Annotated in this window: 17 protein-coding genes and 1 pseudogene; 8 read left to right on the top strand and 10 right to left on the bottom strand. The window is 71.5% G+C overall.

Annotation, left to right across the window (positions count from 1 at the left end):
* Positions 1–300: 300 nt before the first annotated feature.
* Together ACYVF7_RS47060 and ACYVF7_RS47055 are read right to left on the bottom strand one after the other, a co-directional pair.
* Complete coding sequence (locus ACYVF7_RS47060; RefSeq protein ID WP_460352629.1) at positions 301–3507, bottom strand: BTAD domain-containing putative transcriptional regulator; 3207 nt, start codon at positions 3505–3507, stop codon at positions 301–303.
* 139 nt (positions 3508–3646) lie between these two features.
* Positions 3647–5128: an MFS transporter gene (locus ACYVF7_RS47055; RefSeq protein ID WP_460352627.1), complete on the bottom strand. Its 1482-nt coding sequence runs from the start codon at positions 5126–5128 to the stop codon at positions 3647–3649.
* A 153-nt stretch (positions 5129–5281) separates the two neighbouring features.
* Here ACYVF7_RS47055 and ACYVF7_RS47050 point away from each other — a divergent pair, with 153 nt between their 5' ends.
* Positions 5282–6343 (top strand): DUF2332 domain-containing protein, encoded by a 1062-nt coding sequence (locus ACYVF7_RS47050; RefSeq protein ID WP_460352625.1) that lies wholly within the window; start codon positions 5282–5284, stop codon positions 6341–6343.
* A gap of 136 nt (positions 6344–6479) precedes the next feature.
* Here ACYVF7_RS47050 and ACYVF7_RS47045 read toward each other — a convergent pair whose 3' ends face one another.
* Positions 6480–6983 carry an ATP-binding protein gene (locus ACYVF7_RS47045; protein ID WP_460352623.1) on the bottom strand — a complete coding sequence of 168 codons (504 nt, stop codon included), beginning with the start codon at positions 6981–6983 and terminating at the stop codon, positions 6480–6482.
* A gap of 198 nt (positions 6984–7181) precedes the next feature.
* On the opposite strand from ACYVF7_RS47045, the gene ACYVF7_RS47040 reads away from it, so the two are divergent.
* Positions 7182–7418 carry a DUF397 domain-containing protein gene (locus ACYVF7_RS47040; RefSeq protein ID WP_460352621.1) on the top strand — a complete coding sequence of 79 codons (237 nt, stop codon included), beginning with the start codon at positions 7182–7184 and terminating at the stop codon, positions 7416–7418.
* Between the two features lie 86 nt (positions 7419–7504).
* Positions 7505–8410 carry a helix-turn-helix domain-containing protein gene (locus tag ACYVF7_RS47035; protein WP_460352620.1) on the top strand — a complete coding sequence of 302 codons (906 nt, stop codon included), beginning with the start codon at positions 7505–7507 and terminating at the stop codon, positions 8408–8410.
* A gap of 27 nt (positions 8411–8437) precedes the next feature.
* Here the strand turns inward: ACYVF7_RS47035 and ACYVF7_RS47030 are convergent, their stop codons facing one another.
* Together ACYVF7_RS47030 and ACYVF7_RS47025 are read right to left on the bottom strand one after the other, a co-directional pair.
* On the bottom strand, positions 8438–9220 hold the full coding sequence (locus ACYVF7_RS47030; protein WP_460358500.1) for an SAM-dependent methyltransferase: 783 nt from the start codon (positions 9218–9220) through the stop codon (positions 8438–8440).
* Between the two features lie 232 nt (positions 9221–9452).
* Entirely contained in the window at positions 9453–10436 is a 984-nt protein-coding gene (locus ACYVF7_RS47025; protein WP_460352618.1) for a hypothetical protein, read from the bottom strand.
* Positions 10437–10519: 83 nt separating this feature from the next.
* Between ACYVF7_RS47025 and ACYVF7_RS47020 the strand changes: the two genes are divergently transcribed.
* Positions 10520–11431, top strand: coding sequence for an SDR family oxidoreductase (locus ACYVF7_RS47020; protein ID WP_460352616.1), 912 nt, complete (start codon positions 10520–10522; stop codon positions 11429–11431).
* A gap of 299 nt (positions 11432–11730) precedes the next feature.
* Here the strand turns inward: ACYVF7_RS47020 and ACYVF7_RS47015 are convergent, their stop codons facing one another.
* The 3 genes from ACYVF7_RS47015 to ACYVF7_RS47005 form a co-directional block, all read right to left on the bottom strand.
* Positions 11731–12867 (bottom strand): helix-turn-helix transcriptional regulator, encoded by a 1137-nt coding sequence (locus ACYVF7_RS47015; protein WP_460352614.1) that lies wholly within the window; start codon positions 12865–12867, stop codon positions 11731–11733.
* Position 12868: 1 nt separating this feature from the next.
* Positions 12869–13504, bottom strand: coding sequence for a MerR family transcriptional regulator (locus tag ACYVF7_RS47010; protein ID WP_460352612.1), 636 nt, complete (start codon positions 13502–13504; stop codon positions 12869–12871).
* Positions 13505–13602: 98 nt separating this feature from the next.
* Positions 13603–14316, bottom strand: a complete 714-nt coding sequence (locus ACYVF7_RS47005) for an IclR family transcriptional regulator (protein WP_345443956.1) — start codon at positions 14314–14316, stop codon at positions 13603–13605.
* A gap of 76 nt (positions 14317–14392) precedes the next feature.
* Here ACYVF7_RS47005 and leuC point away from each other — a divergent pair.
* From leuC to ACYVF7_RS46985, 4 genes and pseudogenes are all read left to right on the top strand, one after another.
* Positions 14393–15788: pseudogene (leuC, locus tag ACYVF7_RS47000) on the top strand (3-isopropylmalate dehydratase large subunit).
* A gap of 11 nt (positions 15789–15799) precedes the next feature.
* The gene (gene leuD, locus ACYVF7_RS46995) at positions 15800–16387 is read left to right on the top strand and encodes a 3-isopropylmalate dehydratase small subunit (RefSeq protein WP_460352610.1); all 588 of its coding nucleotides are present in this window, start codon (positions 15800–15802) and stop codon (positions 16385–16387) included.
* A 103-nt stretch (positions 16388–16490) separates the two neighbouring features.
* Positions 16491–16721, top strand: a complete 231-nt coding sequence (locus tag ACYVF7_RS46990; protein ID WP_460358497.1) for an SCO5555 family protein — start codon at positions 16491–16493, stop codon at positions 16719–16721.
* Positions 16722–16829: 108 nt separating this feature from the next.
* Positions 16830–17114 carry an HU family DNA-binding protein gene (locus ACYVF7_RS46985; RefSeq protein ID WP_345443946.1) on the top strand — a complete coding sequence of 95 codons (285 nt, stop codon included), beginning with the start codon at positions 16830–16832 and terminating at the stop codon, positions 17112–17114.
* Between the two features lie 73 nt (positions 17115–17187).
* On the opposite strand, the gene ACYVF7_RS46980 is transcribed toward ACYVF7_RS46985, so the two are convergent.
* The gene (locus ACYVF7_RS46980) at positions 17188–17388 is read right to left on the bottom strand and encodes a hypothetical protein (protein WP_460352608.1); all 201 of its coding nucleotides are present in this window, start codon (positions 17386–17388) and stop codon (positions 17188–17190) included.
* Between the two features lie 144 nt (positions 17389–17532).
* Entirely contained in the window at positions 17533–18186 is a 654-nt protein-coding gene (cofC, locus tag ACYVF7_RS46975; RefSeq protein WP_460352607.1) for a 2-phospho-L-lactate guanylyltransferase, read from the bottom strand.
* Between the last annotated feature and the right edge of the window lie 69 nt (positions 18187–18255).

Below are 18255 nucleotides of genomic sequence, written 5' to 3'. Positions count from 1 at the left end.
GCGGCTGTGCGGACGTGTGCCGCCTGAGGAGGTGACCGACGGTGGGCGGCGTGGTCCCATCTAGCCCGGTCGGGAGTACGGGGCCCCCGGATTCGGCCGTGGATTGGTCGCCCGCGGCGTCCTCTCCGGCCGCTACCCAGCGGTGAGCCGGGGAACGTCTCGGCGTGCTACGTGGCCGTTGTGTCGGCTACGCGGTGGTGAGTGGGGGAGTGTCTCGGCGTGCTACGCGGCCGCCGTGCCCGGCTACGAGGAGCTGAGCAGGAGAGCGTCTCGGCGCGCTACGCGGCCGGCCGCGCCGTTTTACACGGCCGTGAGCAGGGCGAGGACCTCGTCCCGTGACATGGCCGCGCCGCGTTCCCGGGCGGTGGCGACGGCCTCGGCGCCGATGAGGTCCCGCGCCCGGTCGGCCACGCGGGCGACGTCGGGATCGCCCGCCAGGGAGATACCGCGCAGCGCGGCCCCGGCTCCGAGCAGGAGGGCGGCTCGCGCGCCGTCGCCCCGGAGCACGATCGCTCCGGCCAGGGCCTCGGCGGCGTGGGCCAGGAGCCGGATGTCCCCCTGCTCGACGCCGACGGCGATCGCCTGCCGGCAGCGTGCCTCGGCCTCGGCGGCGTCGCCCTCCGCCTCGGCGAGCCGGCCGAGCCCGATCAGCGCCATCGCCCGCGTGTAGCGGATCGCGAACGCGTCCGCCACGCATCGGCTCAGCGCAGCCTCATAGTGGCGGCGTGCCTCCGCCAGGTCACCGCGCAAACGGGCGACCTCTCCCAGGCCGACGAGCGTGTCGGAGATCTTCTCCGCCCCGCCCGCCCGGCGGGCCAGCACCTGTGCGTGCTCGAAGCTCTCCCGGGCGCCGTCGAGATCGCCGCGGCGCAGCCGAATCTCGGCGGTCAGCCACAGGCAGTCCGCCATGTCCTCGGCGGAGTCGAGCTGCCGGAGGTACTCGACGGCCTCGTCGATCAGCGCTCGCGCCCTCTCCCAGTCGCCGCGCGCCGCGGCGATGCGACCTCGCTCCGCCAGCATCGCCGACAGCCCCCAGCGATCGCCCAACGCGCGAAAGCCCGCCTCTCCCTGGGAGAACTCGGAGTCGGCCCCGGTGAGGTCGCCGGCGAACAGCAGCTGATAGCCGCCTCCGAAGTGGCGGAGGGCCCCGGACCACGGGTCCCGGCCCATCCGCGCCTCCTGCAGCTCGATGTTGGACTCGGAGGGACCGGCGTTCAGCGCCCAGAGCAGGGTGGACATCGGCCGTAGCGTCGGCCGGTCCGAGCCCAGGTCCGCCATGATCGAATCGACGCGGCGCCGGTAGCCGTCGAGAGCCGGGTCGTCGCCGCCGCCGTGCAGGGCGAGCATGACGCACAACGCGTACTCCTCATCCATGCCGGCCGGCGGTTCGGAGCCGATCAGGGCGAGCAGCTCGGTGGCGGTCGCGGCGCCCTCGCTGCGCAGTCCGCGCAGCCACCAGTAGGCCGACATCGCCGCGAGCATCCGCAGGGCACGGGCGTGGTCCGTGTCGACGAGCACGCGGAGCGCCGCCAGGAGGTTGCCGCGTTCGGCGTTCAGCCGGGCCAGCCACTCGAGCTGCTCGGCCCGGCGCAGGTGGGGTTCGGCGGTCTCGGCCAGTTCGAGGAAGTACGCGGCGTGGGCGGCGCGCGCCGTCTCCGTCTCGTCGGCCTCGGCCAGGCGTTCGGCGCAGAACTCACGGATGGTGTCGAGCATGCGGTACCGCCCGCCGTCGCCCTCGACGAGGGACTTGTCGGCGAGGTCGGTGAGCAGGTCGTCGGTCTCCTCCTCGGAGAGGTCGCAGACCCGCGCCGCCGCGCGCGGGGTCGCGCCGCCCGCGAACACGGTCAGCCGCCGGGCGACCAGGCGTTCGTCCTCGCCGAGCAGATCCCAGCTCCACTGCACGACGGCGCGCAGGGTGCGGTGGCGAGGGGCCTTCGTCCGGTCGCCCCGCGACAGCAGCCGGAACCGGTCGTACGCTCCGGGGCCGTCCGGTGTGCCGAGGCGCGCGGCGACCTCTTCGACGGTGAGCGTGCGCAGCCGCGCCGCCGCCAGCTCGATCGCGAGCGGCAGTCCGTCGAGCGCGTCGCAGACGCGCACCATGGTGGCGACGGCCGGGGCGTCGAGCTCCAGGCCCGGGCGTACGGCGGCCGCCCGGTCGGCGAACAGCCGCACCGCCGGATAGCCGAGCGCGTCGGCCGGATCCACGCCGGGCGGGGGGACGGCGAGCGGCGTGAGGGGGCACAGCGCCTCACCGGTGATGCCGAGGGCCTCCCGGCTGGTCGCCAGCATCCGCAGGCCGGGGCAGGCTCCGAGCAGCCGGTGCACGAGCCCGGCGGCCTCGTCGATCACGTGCTCGCAGTTGTCCAGGATCAACAGAAGATCCCGGTCGGTGAGGGCCTCGACGAGCCGTCCGGCCGGGTCGGGCTGCGAACCCGGTGCGGCGGGCAGCCGCCCGGCCTCCCGGATCCCGAGTGCGTCGATGACCGTCTGGGCCACCGTGCCGCTCCCGTCTTTCGCACGACCCTCGATCACGGCGAGGTCGACGAAGCGGACCTCGCCCGGCACGCGGCCGCCCGCCTCGATCGCCAGGCGGGTCTTGCCGGTGCCGCCTGGCCCGACGAGTGTGACGAGGCGTTCGGCCGCGAGCAGCCCGCCGACGCGGGAGAGCTCCTCCTGGCGCCCGACGAAGCTGGTGAGCTGGGAGGCGAGCGTGCTCCGGGTCGAGGAGACCGATTCCTGCGGAGGGCCTGCGGTCAGCGCGGGATCGGCCCGGAGGATGGCGAGGTGGATCTGGACCAGTTCCGGCGAAGGGTCGGCGCCCAGCTCGTCGGCGAGCGTGCGCCGCGCGTCCTCGAACACCGCGAGCGCCTCGGCCTGCCGGCCACCCCCGTACAGGGCGCGCATGAGCTGCCCGCGCAGGCGCTCCCGGAGCGGATGGGCCGCCACAAGCTGCTGGAGCCCGGTCACCAGATCGCGATGGCCCCCCAGCGCGAGCCGCGCCTCGGCGTGGTCCTCGAATGCGCCCAGCCGCAGCTCTTCGAGCCGGGCGGCCTGCGCCTCGGCGTACGACGCCGCGGTCACGTCGGCCAGCGCGGGGCCACGCCAGAGATCGAGTCCCTCGCGCAGGAGGGCGGCGGCGCGGGCGTGGTCACCGGCCGCCAGGGCGCGCCGGCCGTCCCGGGCGAGCCGTTCGAAACGGAGGGCGTCCACGTCGTCCGGCTCGACCGCGAGCCGGTACCCCGCCGGGTGGAACTCCACCAGGTCGCCGGACCCGTCGACACTCCGGAGGCCACGCCGCAGCCGTGAGACCTGGGACTGCAGGGCGTTCGCGACTCCGGCCGGGGGATCCTCCCCGTACAGGGCGTCGATGAGGCGCTCGGCGGTCACCACCCGGCCCGCGTCGAGCAGCAGCAGGGCGAGCAGCGCGCGTACGCGCGGGCCGCCGACCGCGACCGGGGCGCCATCTGAGGCGCGGACCTCCAGAGGGCCCAGGATGCCGAATCGCATGCCCAGATTGTCGCGGATCGACGCGGTGTGCGAGACGGGGCCGTGGGCATATCCGGCCAGAATCCCCGTAGGGCCTGTCTCGAAGTCACCGCGCAGGAGGACAGCGAGACAGGCCCTGAAGGCCTTGGGCACGCAGGGTTCAGTGTCGGGTCGAGGTGATGGCCTGCTCCTGTACCGAAGCGTCCTTTCCGCTACGCCGCGCGATGATCAGTGGTGCGGTGAGGCACGCGGCGGCGAGCAGGATCGCGAACGCGACCGTGAGGGCGAGGGTGTAGCCGTGCACGGCCGCCGCCGGCGGGGCGTTCCGGTGAGTGGCCAGGAAGGCGGCGGTGGCGGTGGAGGCCAGAGTGTTGAGCAGCGCGGTGCCCAAGGCCGCACCCAACTGCTGGGCGGCGTTGTAAGCGGCGGCCGCGGCTCCGATGTCGTGTCCGCGCATCCCCTCGGTGGCCAGGGCGGCGGTCGGGGGCATGACGCAGCCGAGGCCGAGCCCGGTGAGCACCAGCGCGGGCAGCAGGAAGACCGCGAACACATCTGTGCTGTCGGCCGTCAAGCGGGTCAGGATCAGGACTCCGGCGGCTGCGGCGAGCAGCCCCGGCACGATCAGCGCCGCGGGTTGGACGCGGCCGTGCAGTCTCCCGGCGATGAGCGTGGACCCGGCCAGCGCGGCGAGCGCGTTGACGATCAGCGTCAGTCCGGCCTGGACCGGGGAGTAGCCCAGCACGGCCTGGGTGTAGTAGCTCATGAACAGGTAGAACCCGAACATCGCCACGAACATCAGGGTGATGGCCAGGAACGCCCCGGCGCGAACACGGTGCACCAGCACCCGCATCGGCAGCAGAGGGTGTGCCACGCGGGACTCGACGGCGACGAACGCCGCCAGCAGCACCGCCCCGCCGGCCAGCAGTGCCCGTACCTCGGCCGATCCCCACCCGAGCGGTTCGGCCCGGCCGAACCCGTACGCGACCGCCGCGAACCCCGTCAGACTCAACAACGCCCCGGCGACGTCCAGCCGCCTCGGCGCGGCGATCGGCCGGTCGGGCGGCACCATCGCGACGCCGAGTACGGCCGCCACCGCGATGGGCACGTTGATGTACAGGCACCACCGCCAACCGACGTACTCGGTCAGCAGGCCACCGGCGATCAGGCCGATCGCCGAACCGGCCGCGCCGACCGCCGTGAACACTCCGAACGCCAGGCCGCGCTCGCGCGCTTGGGTGAAGGTGGTCGTCAGCAGCGACAGCCCGGCAGGAGCCAGCACGGCTGCGAACCCTCCCTGTACCGCCCGCACCCCGAACAGCATCAGCGGGTCCACCGCCGCGCCGCCCACCGCCGAAGAGGCCGCGAAGCCCAGCAGCCCGATCAGGAATGTGCGCCGGTGCCCGAGCGCGCCGCTGACCCTTCCGCCGATCAGCAGCAGCCCGCCGAAGGCCAGCGCGTACGCGGTGATGGTCCACTGCCGGCTCCCGTCCGACATCCCGAGCGCGCGCTGCGCCGAGGGCAGCGCGATGTTCACGATCGTCCCGTCCAGCACCACCAACAGCTGTGCCGCGCTGACCACCGCCAGCGTCCACCACGGCCGTCCGTCCGGTTTTACCTGCGGTTCTTCGTCTCTCACGTCCATGACCTCAACCGTTCCGTTGAAGTCACTCCGGAGACTCCGCGTCACCGGTGGGCCGGTGACCGGCCATGAACGCCCTGCGAGCCTCAACTCGCGGTCGAATGATGACGATAATCAACGTTGACCAATGTCGATGGCCGTCGTCAGCATCCCGGTATGGCCTACGAACTGACACGTCTGTTCGCGGACGCGCCCCGCCACTTCCCCACGTCTCCGCTCTACGGCCGGCTCGGTACGGTCGTGGCGGCGGACGAGCGGCTGCTGGCGCTCGCCGCGCAGGCCCCTGCCGGCCGGCTCCCCACGAACCTGCTGTTCGCGGCGGTGCACTGTCTGCTGCTCCGGGACCCGTCGCACGACCTGGCGGCCTGGTATCCCTCGACCGGGTCCACACGGCCGCCGGACGGCGACCCGGGTCCGGCGTTCACCGACTTCTGCCTCACCCGGCGGCCGGAACTCGTCGAACTGATGCGGCGCCACATGGTCCAGACGAACGTCGTCAAGCGGGCGACGGTCCTGCGCCTCGGACTCGCCGCCGTCGCCCACATGACCGGCGAACCCGTCACGCTGATCGAGATCGGGTGCAGCGCGGGCCTGCTGCTGCGGTTCGATGACTACCGCTACGATCTCGGCGGCCGGACCTGGGGGCCGCCGGCCTCACCGGTGGAGATCCGCTCCCGGTGGGAGGGCGCCGGCCCCGCGCCGGATCTGGGTCCTCTTCCGGCCATCGCCGATCGCGTCGGCGTGGATCTGCACCCCGTCGACGTCACCGACCCGGACGAGCGGCTGTGGCTGCGCTCCCTGATCTGGCCGGAGAACCGGGAACAGGCGGACCTGCAGGCCGCCGCCCTGGAAGCGGCCGCCGCCGACCCGCCGCGGACGATCGCGGGTGACGCCGTGGAGGTGCTTCCGCACCTGGTCGCGGACGTGCCGCCGGGCACGCCGGTCGTCGTCTTCCACGCCGCGACGCGCATCCACGTCCCCGAGGACCGCCGCGACCGCTTCGACGAGGCGATCGCCGCCGTCGGCCGGACGCACGCGCTGTTCCACCTGTCCCTCGAGGGCTCGCGAGAACTCGGCCCGGTCGCCTTCGCGGCACGCCTGCGACAGGGAGACGCCGCCGAACGGGTGCTGGCGATCACCGACGGGCACGTGGAGTGGATCACCGATCCCCGCCACGGTGACACGTGGAGGAACGGGGGCATGTACGAGGGGCGGTGATGTGACCGGACGCGGTGAGGCGTGGACGCCGACGCGGTGTCGTGGGTACGAGCGGTGATGTGACCGGACGCGTGGACGCCGACGTGGTGTCCTGCGCGTGAGCGGTGATGTGGCCGGACGACCGTGACGCGGGCGGTCAGGTGATGGAGAACGCGGCCCAGACGGCCTTGCCGCCGCCCAGCAGAGGGGTCCAGCCCCAGGCCCGGCTGATGGCGTCGATGATGTGCAGGCCCCGCCCGGTCTCGGCGACATAGTCGGGTTCCCGCATGGCCGGGGCGCGGTCCGCCGGGTCGGTGACCATGCAGACCAGGTGACAGCGGTAGCGGACCAGTACGAGCCGGAGGGCTTCTTCGAAGCCGATCCCGCAACGCAGCCCGTGGCGGACCGCGTTCGTCACGAGTTCGGAGACGACGATCGACGCGTCGTCGTAGAACTGCCCCAGGCTCCATTCCATCAACGTGGTCTTCGTGACGTCCCGCGCGATCTTCGGCGACTCGGCCTCCGCGGGCAGGTTCCGGGTGGCCACCCACGGGCGGTCGGGAACCTGGTGCGGGGCGTTGTCGAGACGCGTCAGCCAGTCGTCCCAGCCTCGGTGGGCCAGGGGGATGCCGGTGGTTTCACGCAGGGGGGACATGGTCATTGCGAACCCTGGGGAAGTCCTGTTCGTCGCCGGGCGCCCGGTGCGCCGCTTCCGCTATCTTGCTCCTCAAGTCGTGCATATGCAAGCACGGCTGCACACTCAAATGCACGTGCATCTGAGCGTGCAGCGTGTGGGGGGAGCGGCGTCCGGCCGTCAGGTGCGACCGGGCATTCTCGACAGAGGCGTGGAGGGGCGAGGATGTATCAGGCCTACAACGGAATGTCGGCGTCCTGCTTGAAGGAGGTCAGCTGGCTCAAGAGCCGGGCCAGCAACCCGAGCGGCAACTGCGTCGAGCTGGCGGAGCTGCCCGACGGCGCCATCGCCGTACGGAACTCCCGCTTCCCGGACGGCCCGGCGCTGCTCTACACACGTGCCGAGATCGACGCCTTCATCCAGGGCGCCAAGGACGGAGACTTCGACCACATGCTTCTTTAGCGTCCGCATGCTCGTTCGACGTGACCGCTTTGCAATCGGCGCCCCCGGTGGGACACTGGGCGGATTCGGTGTTCTGAGGGGAGCACATGATCGGTTCTCAGCCTGACGGCGAGACGGCCGTGAGCAGCCTGTTCGGTCATCATCGTGGTGGCCCGACGGTGCTGCGTATTGTGCTGGGGGCGCAGTTGCGGCGGTTGCGTGAAGCGCGGGGGATCACGTGTGAGGAGGCCGGTGAGGCGATCCGGGCTTCGCATTCGAAGATCAGCCGGATGGAGTTGGGGCGGGTTCGGTTTCGGGCGCGGGATGTCGCGGATCTGCTGAGCTTGTACGGGGTGCGCTCGGAGGATGAGCGTGCGGCGATGCTGGCGTTGGCGGAGCGGGCGAATGAGCCGGGTTGGTGGCATTCGTATTCGGACATTTTGCCGTCGTGGTTTGAGGTGTACATCGGGTTGGAGGAGGCGGCGTCTCGGATCCGGGCGTATGAGGTGCAGTTCGTGCCTGGGTTGTTGCAGACGGAGGATTATGCGCGGGCGGTGACGTTGCTGGGGCATCCGGATGCGCCGGGTCATGAGATCGAGCGGCGTGTGGGGTTGCGGATGCGGCGTCAGGCGTTGTTGCGGGGGGATGATCCGCCGCATTTTTGGGCGGTGGTGGATGAGGCGGCGTTGCGGCGGCCGTTGGGTGGGGCTGCGGTGATGCGGCGGCAGTTGGAGTATTTGATCGAGGTGACGGAGTTGCCGCATGTGACGTTGCAGGTGGTTCCGTTTCATCTGGGTGGGCATGCGGCGGCGGGTGGTCCGTTCAGTATTTTGCGGTTTGCTGAGCCGGATTTGCCGGATGTGGTGTATTTGGAGCAGTTGACGAGTGCGTTGTACTTGGATAAGCGTGATGATGTGGATAATTATCTGGCGGTGATGGAGCGGTTGTGCATCGACGCCGAGCCGGCCACCCGCATCCGCGACACCCTCGGCCGCATCCTCAAGGAACTGTGAGGCCAGCGCCGGTCTAAAAGCCCGTCTCTAGGGCTTGCGTCCGACGCCGCCCAGCATCCACACCTTCTCCGGCGAACGCACCTCCAAAGGGTTGTCCGGGCGCCACTGCCGGAGATAGACGAGCCCGGGATCAACCAGTTCGAAGCCGTCGAAGAACGGCAGCACCTGGTCGCGTGTCCGTGCCGCGTTCTCGCCCGGCCGCTCCAGGATCGCCCGGTAGATGTCCTCGATCGGATCGACGATGTCCTTGTGGGTGTCGAAGACGACGTGAGAGATCGCCAGATGGCTCCCGGACGGAATCGCGTCACGCAGCCAGGCGACGCTCTTGAACGGGTCATCCGAATGCGGGATGAAGTGCAGCGCGCCGCATATCACGATGGCCACCGGACGCTCGAGGTCGATGAGCCCGCGCTGCTGGCACTCGGCGAGGACCTCCTCCGAGTGAAGGACGTCGCCCTCCACGACCGCCGTCCGCGGGTTGTCGACCAGGATCGCCCGCGCGTGCGAGAGGACGACGGGGTCCTTGTCGACGTAGACGATTCGCGCGTCGGGCGTCACCGACCGGGCGACCTCATGAGTGTTGCGCTGCGTGGGCAGCCCGGATCCGACGTCGATGAACTGCTCGATGCCCTGCTCGGCGAGGAACCGCACCGCGCGCCCCAGGAACGCCCGGTTCTCCACGGACATATCCTTGATCTCGGGCGCGATCGCGAGCAGATCGTCGGCGGCCTTCCGGTCGACGGCGAAATTATCCTTCCCGCCGAGGAAGTAATCGTTCATTCGGGCGATATTGGGAACGTTCGTGTCCACATCGGCCAGGCCACGGCGGGGCACGTAGGTCACATCTCACCCTTCCAGGATTTATGTGGATCTTACTCTGCCAGCGACACTCGGTTGATTCAACAGTGCGCGGCGTGTTCGGTCCTCCCGTGAACGGCCGGGGGACGTGTCCGCAGACGCGGCCGGCGACCGCGGGGTACGCCCGGCACCGGCCACGATGGCGCGTTCGGTGCTGGTGGGTTGCCGCACTTCAGGGCCGTCATCAGCTGCGGCACGTCGGCGCCGTCGTCAACGGCCTGCAGCGCGACGGTGCCGAGCGTCCGGACCCGGCGCGGCTCAACGGGTGCTCCAGGCGCCCGGTCCGTACGGCCTCCGCCGCCGAAGGGCCGGCGACGGCGGCCTGAGACGCGGTCGGCGGCTGCGGTGTGTCGGGGGCGTCGTCAGTGGTCTGCGGCGTGGTCGGCCTCGTCGGCGCGGCGGCGGGCGTCCTCGGCCGTACGCGCGGCGCGCTCGTACTCGCGTTCGGAGACCTGGGCGTGCCGGCGGCCTCGGCATGCTCCGCCTCGGCGGCCTTCACCTGTTCCCGTAGCTCCCGCAGCCGCCGTTCGGCATCGGCCAGTGCCTTCCGCGCGGCGTCGCGCTCGGACCGCCACTCGGCGAGAGCGCGCTCAGCCTCCTCGGCCCGCCGTGCGGCGGCGGCCCGTGCCTCTTCCTTCAGCCGCCGGGCGCGGATGCGCGGGTCCTCCTTGGGCGGGGCCGGCTTCCGGCGATGCGTGACCGAGGGCGCAACGGCGCCGAGCGGCCCGAACCCGGAGTGGCTCAACGGATGCTCCAGGCGCCCGGCCCGTACGGCCTCCGCGGCCGAAGGGTCGGCGACGGCGGCTTGCAAGGTGTCCTCCACCTCGCGGGCCTGGGATTCGCCCAGCGGCCGGCCCGCCTCCTCGGCCAGCTCTCGCGCCCGGCGCAGCAGCCGGTCCACCAGGGGGCCGCGCTCGCGCTCCGGCTCGCCCACGTCGCCGCCGGACGACCACGCCTCCCGCATCCGCTCGCCCAGCTCGAGCAGCGGCGCGACCGCCCCGTCGCGGACCAGCTGGTTCACCGCCCACGCCGACACCGTCGGACGGCGGAGCGCGGTCAGGCGGCGGGCGTCCTCCCGGGACAGTTCCCCGGCCAGCCGCTTCCGCGTGGCGGTGAACTCGGACGGGGAGACACCGTAGAGCCGGTCAGCGGCGGTCTCGAAGTCCACCTCCTCATGATTCCCCGCGTAAAGACGACACAAGGTGTCTGCTTTCGCTGCCAGCATCCTCGGCACGCGGAAAGGGGAGAGGTATGACGTTGAAGGAGAAGGTCGCACTGGTCGCCGGGGGCACCCGGGGCGCGGGCCGGGCGATCGCGGTCGAACTCGGCAGGGCGGGCGCCACCGTGTACGTCACCGGGCGGACGACGCGCGAGCGGCGTTCGGAGGTGGGGAGGCCCGAGACGATCGAGGAGACGGCCGAGCTGGTGACGGCGGCGGGCGGCGAGGGCATCGCCGTGGCCGTGGATCACCTGGAGCCCGACCAGGTACGCGCCCTCGTCGAGCGGATCGACCGGGATCACGGGCGGCTCGACGTGCTCATCAACGACATCTGGGGCGGCGACGTGTACCTCAGGTTCGGGCGGCGGCTCTGGGAGCAGCCGCTGGAGGACGGGCTGCGGATGTTGCGGCTCGGCATCGACACGCACGCCATCACGAGCCACTGCGCGCTGCCGCTGCTCATCCGCCGGCCGGGTGGCCTGGTCGTCGAGATGACGGACGGGACGGCCGAGTTCAACGCGGCGTACCGCGCCGACGTCGGGTACTTCTACGACCTGGTCAAGGTCTCCGTACAGCGGATGGCGCTGGCCCAGGCCGAGGAGCTGCGCCCGTTCGGGGGCACGGCGGTCGCGGTCACGCCCGGCTGGATGCGGTCCGAGGCGATGCTCGACATCTACGGCGTCACCGAGGAGAACTGGCGGGACGCCACGGCGAAGGAGCCGCACTTCTGCGTCTCCGAGTCGCCGACGTACGTCGGCCGGGCCGTCGCGGCGCTCGCCGCCGACCCCGACGTCGGCCGGTGGAGCGGGCAGACGCTCTCCAGTGGCGGGCTGGCGAACGTCTACGGCTTCACCGACGCCGACGGCACCCGGCCGGACGCATGGCGGTACATCACCGAGGTGCGACAGGCCGGTCGGCCCGCCGACGACGCCGGCTACCGATGAGGCCTGGACACGGCGTTCGCCGAAGCGTGATCGCGGCCCGGGCGGCACCGAGCCGACTGGACACGGCATTCGCCGAAGCGTGATCGCCGCTCAGGCGGCACCGAGCTGAACGGATCAGCAGCAGCCGTCGTCGTCGGCGCTCTCCGCGGCGATGCCGCGCAAGACGGCGGGACGGGCCCATCTCGGTTGGCGCGCAGGAGTCGAGTACGGTGCCGAGCCGGGCCCAGAATTCGCCGCCCTCGTCGTCCGCGCCGACGACGAGGGTGAAGTACTCGTCCACGCCGGTGACCCGCGTGCGCCTACGTGTCGTACAGGCGGCTCATGCGGCCGGCGGCGTCCGCCAGAAGGGCGCGCAGCTCGGGCGGGTCGAGGACCTCCGCCTCCGGGCCGAGGCGGAGGATCTGGGAGTAGGCGACCTCGATCGACTCGACGGGCAGGACCACCGTCACCCGGTCCTGCTCGTCGGGGGCGCCCGCCGACGCCATCGCGTCGGGCAGCGCGGCGGGATCCGCGACATGGCGCAGCACCCGCAGCCCCGCGGGTGTCAGCCGGAGCGTGGCGCGCGTCCTCAGCAGTGAGCGCTCGAATGCCTCCGCCCGTTCGTCCCAGAACGCCGCCAGGTCGAAGTCCTCGTCACGGACGAAGCCGTCCTCGTCGCGGCGCACGTCCTCGAAACGATCCACGCGGAACACCAGGAACCGGCCCGTGACGCGAGTCTCCCCACCCGACCGACCCGGACTCTCCCGAACCATTCGACCCTGGCCGGTTTCCTGGCCGACGTCACGGCCGACGTCACGGCCGACGTCACGGCCGACGTCACGGCCGACGTCACGGCCGACCTCACGGCCGACCTCACGGCCGACCTCACGGCCGACCTCACGGCCGACCGTGTACCAGACGCCGGCCTTGAGCACCAGGCCGTACGGCTCGAGGGCGTGGTCGGTGACCCGATCGCCGCGCCGGTAGCGGACCGAGATGACGCGGTCGTCCCACACCGCCTGTGACAGCTCCGGCAGCAGCGGTGGGCGGTCCGCGATGCGGAACCACGCGGGGGCGTCCAGGTGGAAGCGCTGGGCGGCCGTCGCGGAGGCGTCGCGCAGCTCGGGCAGCAGCGCCGCCGAGACCTTCAGCCGGGCGGCGAGCGCGGCGTCGCCCAATCCCATGTCGCGTAGCGGACCGGGAACCCCTGACAGGAACAGCGCCTCGGCCTCCGCCCGGCCCAGTCCGGTGAGCCGGGTGCGGTAGCCCTCGAGCAGCCGGTAGCCGCCGCCCCGGCCGCGGTCGGCGTACACGGGAACGCCAGCCTCCGCGAGCGCCAGCATGTCGCGGGTGATGGTGCGTTCGGAGACCTCGAGTCGCCGCGCCAGCTCCCCGGCGGTCATCGACTCCCGGCTCTGCAGCAGGAGGACGAGGGAGATCAGCCGAGCCGCGCGCACCTTAGCCCTCGTCGTCGAAGCGGAGGGCCGAGACGTTCTCCTGGGCCATCCGGCGCAGGGCGATGAGGACCCGTTCGTACAGGACGTTGGTGGCGACGACGGTCTGCACGGCCTTCTCGCGGTCCTCGTCGAGCGACAGCGCGCCGACCTCGTGGTCCGCGATGAGCTCGGCGGCCTCGATGTACGGGCGGAGGTCGCTCAGGACGATGGGCAGGCCGAGCCGGCGCAGGGCGACGAAGGCCTGGGCGAGGAGGTCACGGGTCGGGGCGTCCGGCAGCACCCGCCAGCCGAGCTCGGCGATGATCGCGTCGACGTCCTCTCGCGCGGCCCGCCAGTCGGGGTCCTCGGGGTGCGGTTCGGCCCCGGGGCCCAGGGCGTACTGGGCCGTGCCGAGCAGCTCGTGCAGCGGGATGTCCTCGTCGTCGACGGCAGCGACGATCTGCTGGACGGACGCGATCGGCAGATCGCCCACCCCCCGGAGGGCCTTGATCAGCCGGAGCCGATCGAGATGCCGGCCGTCGTACTCCGCCCTGGTCGCCGCGGTGGCCGTGCCCTTCGGGAGGAGGCCCTCCCGGATGTAGTACTTGATCGTCTGGACCGGCAGCCCGCTCCGATCGCTGAGCTCAGAGATCTTCATGCGCCCCCCTCGACTGGATACTATCGCTATCCAATTCTTGGGGGGCGTCACTATCCAACCGTTGCCGCGACTCGGGGGAGGAGCGGCCGGCGCGGGGCTCAGCCGCGGCGCATCGACTCGGAGATCTTTTCGGCGGCGGCCAGGACGGGCGGCGCGTGCATGCGGCCGGGGGCGCGCGTGAGGCGCTCGATCGGCCCGGAGACCGAGATGGCCGCGATCACCCGGCCGCCGGTGCCCCGGATCGGGGCGGAAACGGAGGCGACCCCCTGCTCGCGCTCGCCGACGCTCTGCGCCCAGCCCCGGCGCCGTACGGAGGCGAGCGTCGTGGCGGTGAACTTCGCGCCGCGCAGCCCTCGGTGCAGGCGGTCGGGCTCCTCCCAGGCGAGAAGGATCTGGGCGGCGGAGCCCGCCGTCATGGGCAGCGCGCTGCCGACCGGGACGGTGTCGCGCAGCCCGCTCATCCGCTCGGCCGCCGCCACGCACACGCGCACGTCGCCCTGCCGCCGGTAGAGCTGCGCGCTCTCGCCGGTCAGGTCGCGCAACTGGGTCAGGATCGGCTGAGCGACGGCGAGGAGACGATCCTCGCCGGCCGCGGCGGCCAGCTCGGCCAGCCGGGGGCCGAGGATGAACCGGCCCTGGGTGTCACGGTGGACCATGCGGTGGTGCTCCAGCGCGACGGCGAGCCGGTGGGCGGTGGGCCGGGCCAGGCCGGTCGTCTGCACCAGCTGGGCGAGCGAGGCCGGGCCGGCCTCCAGGGCGTTCAGGACGAGAACGGCTTTGTCCAGCACGCCGACTCCGCTAGAGTTGTCCATGCTTCGATACTGCCGTCTCGCAATCTGAGATGCAAGTCGTGAGCAGAGGAGTAAGAGACCCGGAAGAGGTGGAGTGATGGGCCGAACACTGGCGGACAAGGTTTACGACGCGCACGTCGTACGGAGCGCCGAGGGCGAGCCGGACGTCCTCTACATCGATCTCCACCTCATCCACGAGGTCACCAGCCCGCAGGCCTTCGACGGCCTGCGCATGGCGAACCGTACGGTCCGGCGCCCGGACCTGACGATCGCCACCGAGGACCACAACGTCCCGACCACCGACATCCTCAAGCCGATCGCCGACCCGGTGTCGCGCACCCAGGTCGAGACGCTGCGCAAGAACTGCGCGGAGTTCGGCGTCCGCCTGCACCCGATGGGCGACGCCGGTCAGGGCATCGTGCACGTCATCGGCCCGCAGCTGGGCCTGACCCAGCCGGGCATGACGGTCGTCTGCGGCGACTCGCACACCTCCACGCACGGAGCGTTCGGGGCGCTGGCGTTCGGCATCGGCACGAGCGAGGTCGAGCACGTCCTCGCCACCCAGACGCTGCCACAGCGCAAGCCGAAGATGATGGCCGTCACGGTCAACGGCGAGCTGCCGTACGGCGTGACCGCCAAGGACCTCATCCTGGCGATCATCGCGAAGATCGGCACGGGCGGCGGCCAGGGCCACATCATCGAGTACCGCGGCGAGGCGATCCGGTCGCTGTCGATGGAGGGCCGCATGACGGTCTGCAACATGTCCATCGAGGCCGGCGCGCGCCGGCATGATCGCGCCGGACGAGACGACCTTCGCCTACCTCGAGGGCCGCCCGCACGCGCCCTCCGGCGCCGACTGGGAGGCCGCCAAGGAGTACTGGCGGTCGCTGCGCACCGACGACGACGCGACCTTCGACAAGGAGGTCGTCATCGAGGCCTCCGAGCTCACCCCGTTCGTCACCTGGGGCACCAACCCCGGCCAGGGCGCTCCGCTGGCGTCGAGCGTGCCGGACCCGGCCTCGTTCGCGGAGCCGACGCGCCGCTCCGCCGCCGAGCGGGCCCTGGAGTACATGGGCCTGACCGCGGGCACCCCGCTGCGCGACGTCGCCGTCGACACCGTCTTCGTCGGCTCCTGCACCAACGGCCGGATCGAGGACCTGCGCGCGGCGGCGGAGGTGATCAAGGGCCGCAAGGTCGCCGACGGCGTGCGGATGCTCATCGTGCCGGGCTCCATGAAGGTCAAGGCGCAGGCCGAGGAAGAGGGTCTCAATGAGGTCTTCAAGGCCGCGGGCGCCGAGTGGCGCGAGGCGGGCTGCTCGATGTGCCTGGGCATGAACCCCGACCAGCTCAAGCCGGGGGAGCGCAGCGCCTCGACCTCCAACCGCAACTTCGAGGGCCGGCAGGGCAAGGGCGGCCGCACCCACCTGGTCTCGCCCGCCGTCGCCGCCGCCACCGCCGTCACCGGGCGCCTGACCGCCCCGGCCGACCTGTAACGGAGCCAGCCATGGAAGCCTTCACCACGCACACGGGCCGCGCCGTGCCGCTGCGGCGCGACAACGTCGACACCGACCAGATCATCCCGGCGGTCTGGCTCAAGCAGGTCAGCCGTACCGGCTTCGAGAAGGGCCTGTTCGCCGCCTGGCGCGAGGACCCCGGCTTCGTCCTGAACCAGCCGGAGTACCAGGGCGCGTCGATCCTCGTCGCCGGGCCCGACTTCGGCACCGGATCGTCCCGCGAGCACGCCGTCTGGGCGCTGCAGCAGTACGGCTTCCGCGCCGTCGTGTCGGCCCGCTTCGGCGACATCTTCCGCAACAACGCCACCAAGATGGGCCTGCTGCCGATCGAACTGTCCGAGGAGACCGTAGAGCGCCTCCAGGACAAGATCGAGGCGAACCCGGCAAAGGAGTTCACCATCGACCTGGAGCGCCGCGAGCTGCGCTGCGAGGACGGCGTTCAGACGTTCGAGATCGACGACTACACCCGCTGGCGGCTGCTGGAGGGTCTGGACGACATCGGCCTCACTCTCCGTAACGCCGACGCGATCACGACCTTCGAGCAGAACCGGCGGCCCTGGCTCCCGGTGACGGCCTGATCGCCCGCGTACGTACGGTGGAGGGGCCGGCAGCAGTCGCTGCCGGCCCCTTCTGCCGTCCGAGGCGCGGCGCGCCTCCACGGGAAGCAGGTGACGAAGTGTGATGATGGCAACAACGTCCGGGCCGCACTGGGACGACCCGGAGCTGAACGCCCTTGCCCGGCGGCTGCGCGAGGCGCACACGCGCGTCGCCGACCTCCCGGATGGGCTCAAACCCCGCCTGACCAGGCAACTCTTGCTGATAACCGATCTTGCCAAGAGGGATCCGACACTTGCGATCAAGCGTCTCGAATCCTTCATGATCGAGCTCGACGACGATGAAAACGTTCCTTGAATGGCTCTTCGGCCTGCGACACAGCCGAAAACATCGGCCATGGGTGATTGTGTAGATGGCCCAAGGTCCCCTAGTTTCGAGCGAGCAAGGGGGAAGAGGAGCAAACCCATGAACAAACGCGAACTCGTCGATGCGATCGCTGAGCGAGTAGGTAGCAAGAAAGCGGCGACGGAAGCCGTTGACGCGATCCTGGACACCATTCAGGAGACCGTGGCCAAGGGCGAGAAGGTGGCCATCACCGGTTTTGGATCTTTCGAGAAGGCCGATCGGCCGGCTCGCGAGGCCCGCAACCCGGCGACCGGCGCCACGATCAAGGTGCCCGCGACCTCGGTTCCGAAGTTCAAGGCCGGTTCGGATTTCAAGAACCTCGTGGCCGGAGCCAAGAAGAAATAACGGTCCATCGACGGCGCCCGGCGAGACATCCGTCTCCCGGGCGCCGTCGTGGTCGTTGGTGAGAAGAAGCGGCTCAGGGCAGGGGGAACGTCGACAGCGTGACGACCGTGATGCGCTCGCCCTCGACCGCCAGGTTGACCCGCTGCCCGAACCTCAGCAGCCGCAGGCCGCCGGCGTCGAACGCCGCCGCGTCGAAGGCCATCTCGCTCCCGTCGTCCAGCAGCACGCTGCCGGTCCGCGTCTCGGCGTCGTACGCCTTCACCGTCCCCTGCATGCCGGACAGACTAAAGCGTCCGGGCCGTACAGGGGTCGGTCACCCGGCGCCGACCGGTGGCAGTGGGGCGACGGAGGCTGTACGGCGGTCCGTCACTCGGCACTGATCGGCGGCAGGGGGCCACGGGAGCCGTACGGCGCTCCGTCATCCGGCGCCGACCGGTAGCAGAGGGGCCACGGAGGCCGTGCGCGGTCCGACGCCGAGCGCCAAGGCGGCCCGCAGGTCGTCGATCGTGTCGACATCCTGGCGCACGCTGGCGACGTCGTCCAGCAGCAGTTCGCGCGCGCCGAGCTCCCGGTGCCGGGCGCGGGAGTCCGTCCCGAAGGCGGGGGCGAACATCATCCCGGGCCGTGCCGTGTACAGCGTCGTACCGGCGCCCGCGAGGTCGGGCAGGAAGGCGTTCGGCGCCTCCTCGGCGGCCTCCAGCACCCGATCTAGCTCGGCGGGCCGCAGGGCCGGCAGGTCGGCCGACATCGCGCCCACGCCCCCGTCCGGGGCCAGCAGCCGTGCCCGCTCGACGCCGTGAACGAGGGCCGGGTTGAGCCCGGCGTCCGGCTCGTCGGGCACGACGTGGGCGCCGAGCGCCGCCAGCGCGGGGGCGGCGACGGGGTCGTCGGTGACCACCACGACCCCCCGCACCCGTGGGCAGCGCAGCGCGGCGGATACGGTGTCGGTCGCGATGGCCAGCGCGAGCCGTTCGCGATGCGGGCCCGCGGGGCCGGACAGCCGTGACTTCGCGCGGGCCAGCGGCTTGACCGGCACGACGAGCGTCCACGCGAGGCGATGGGTATCGGACATCGTGGGTCGACACTACGCGGAACCACCCGCGACACTTGACGACACCCCGGCGCGACCGGGACGAAGTGA

It is taken from the genome of Actinoallomurus acanthiterrae, assembly GCF_054775715.1.
This window is presented reverse-complemented; position numbering and strand designations above follow the sequence as displayed.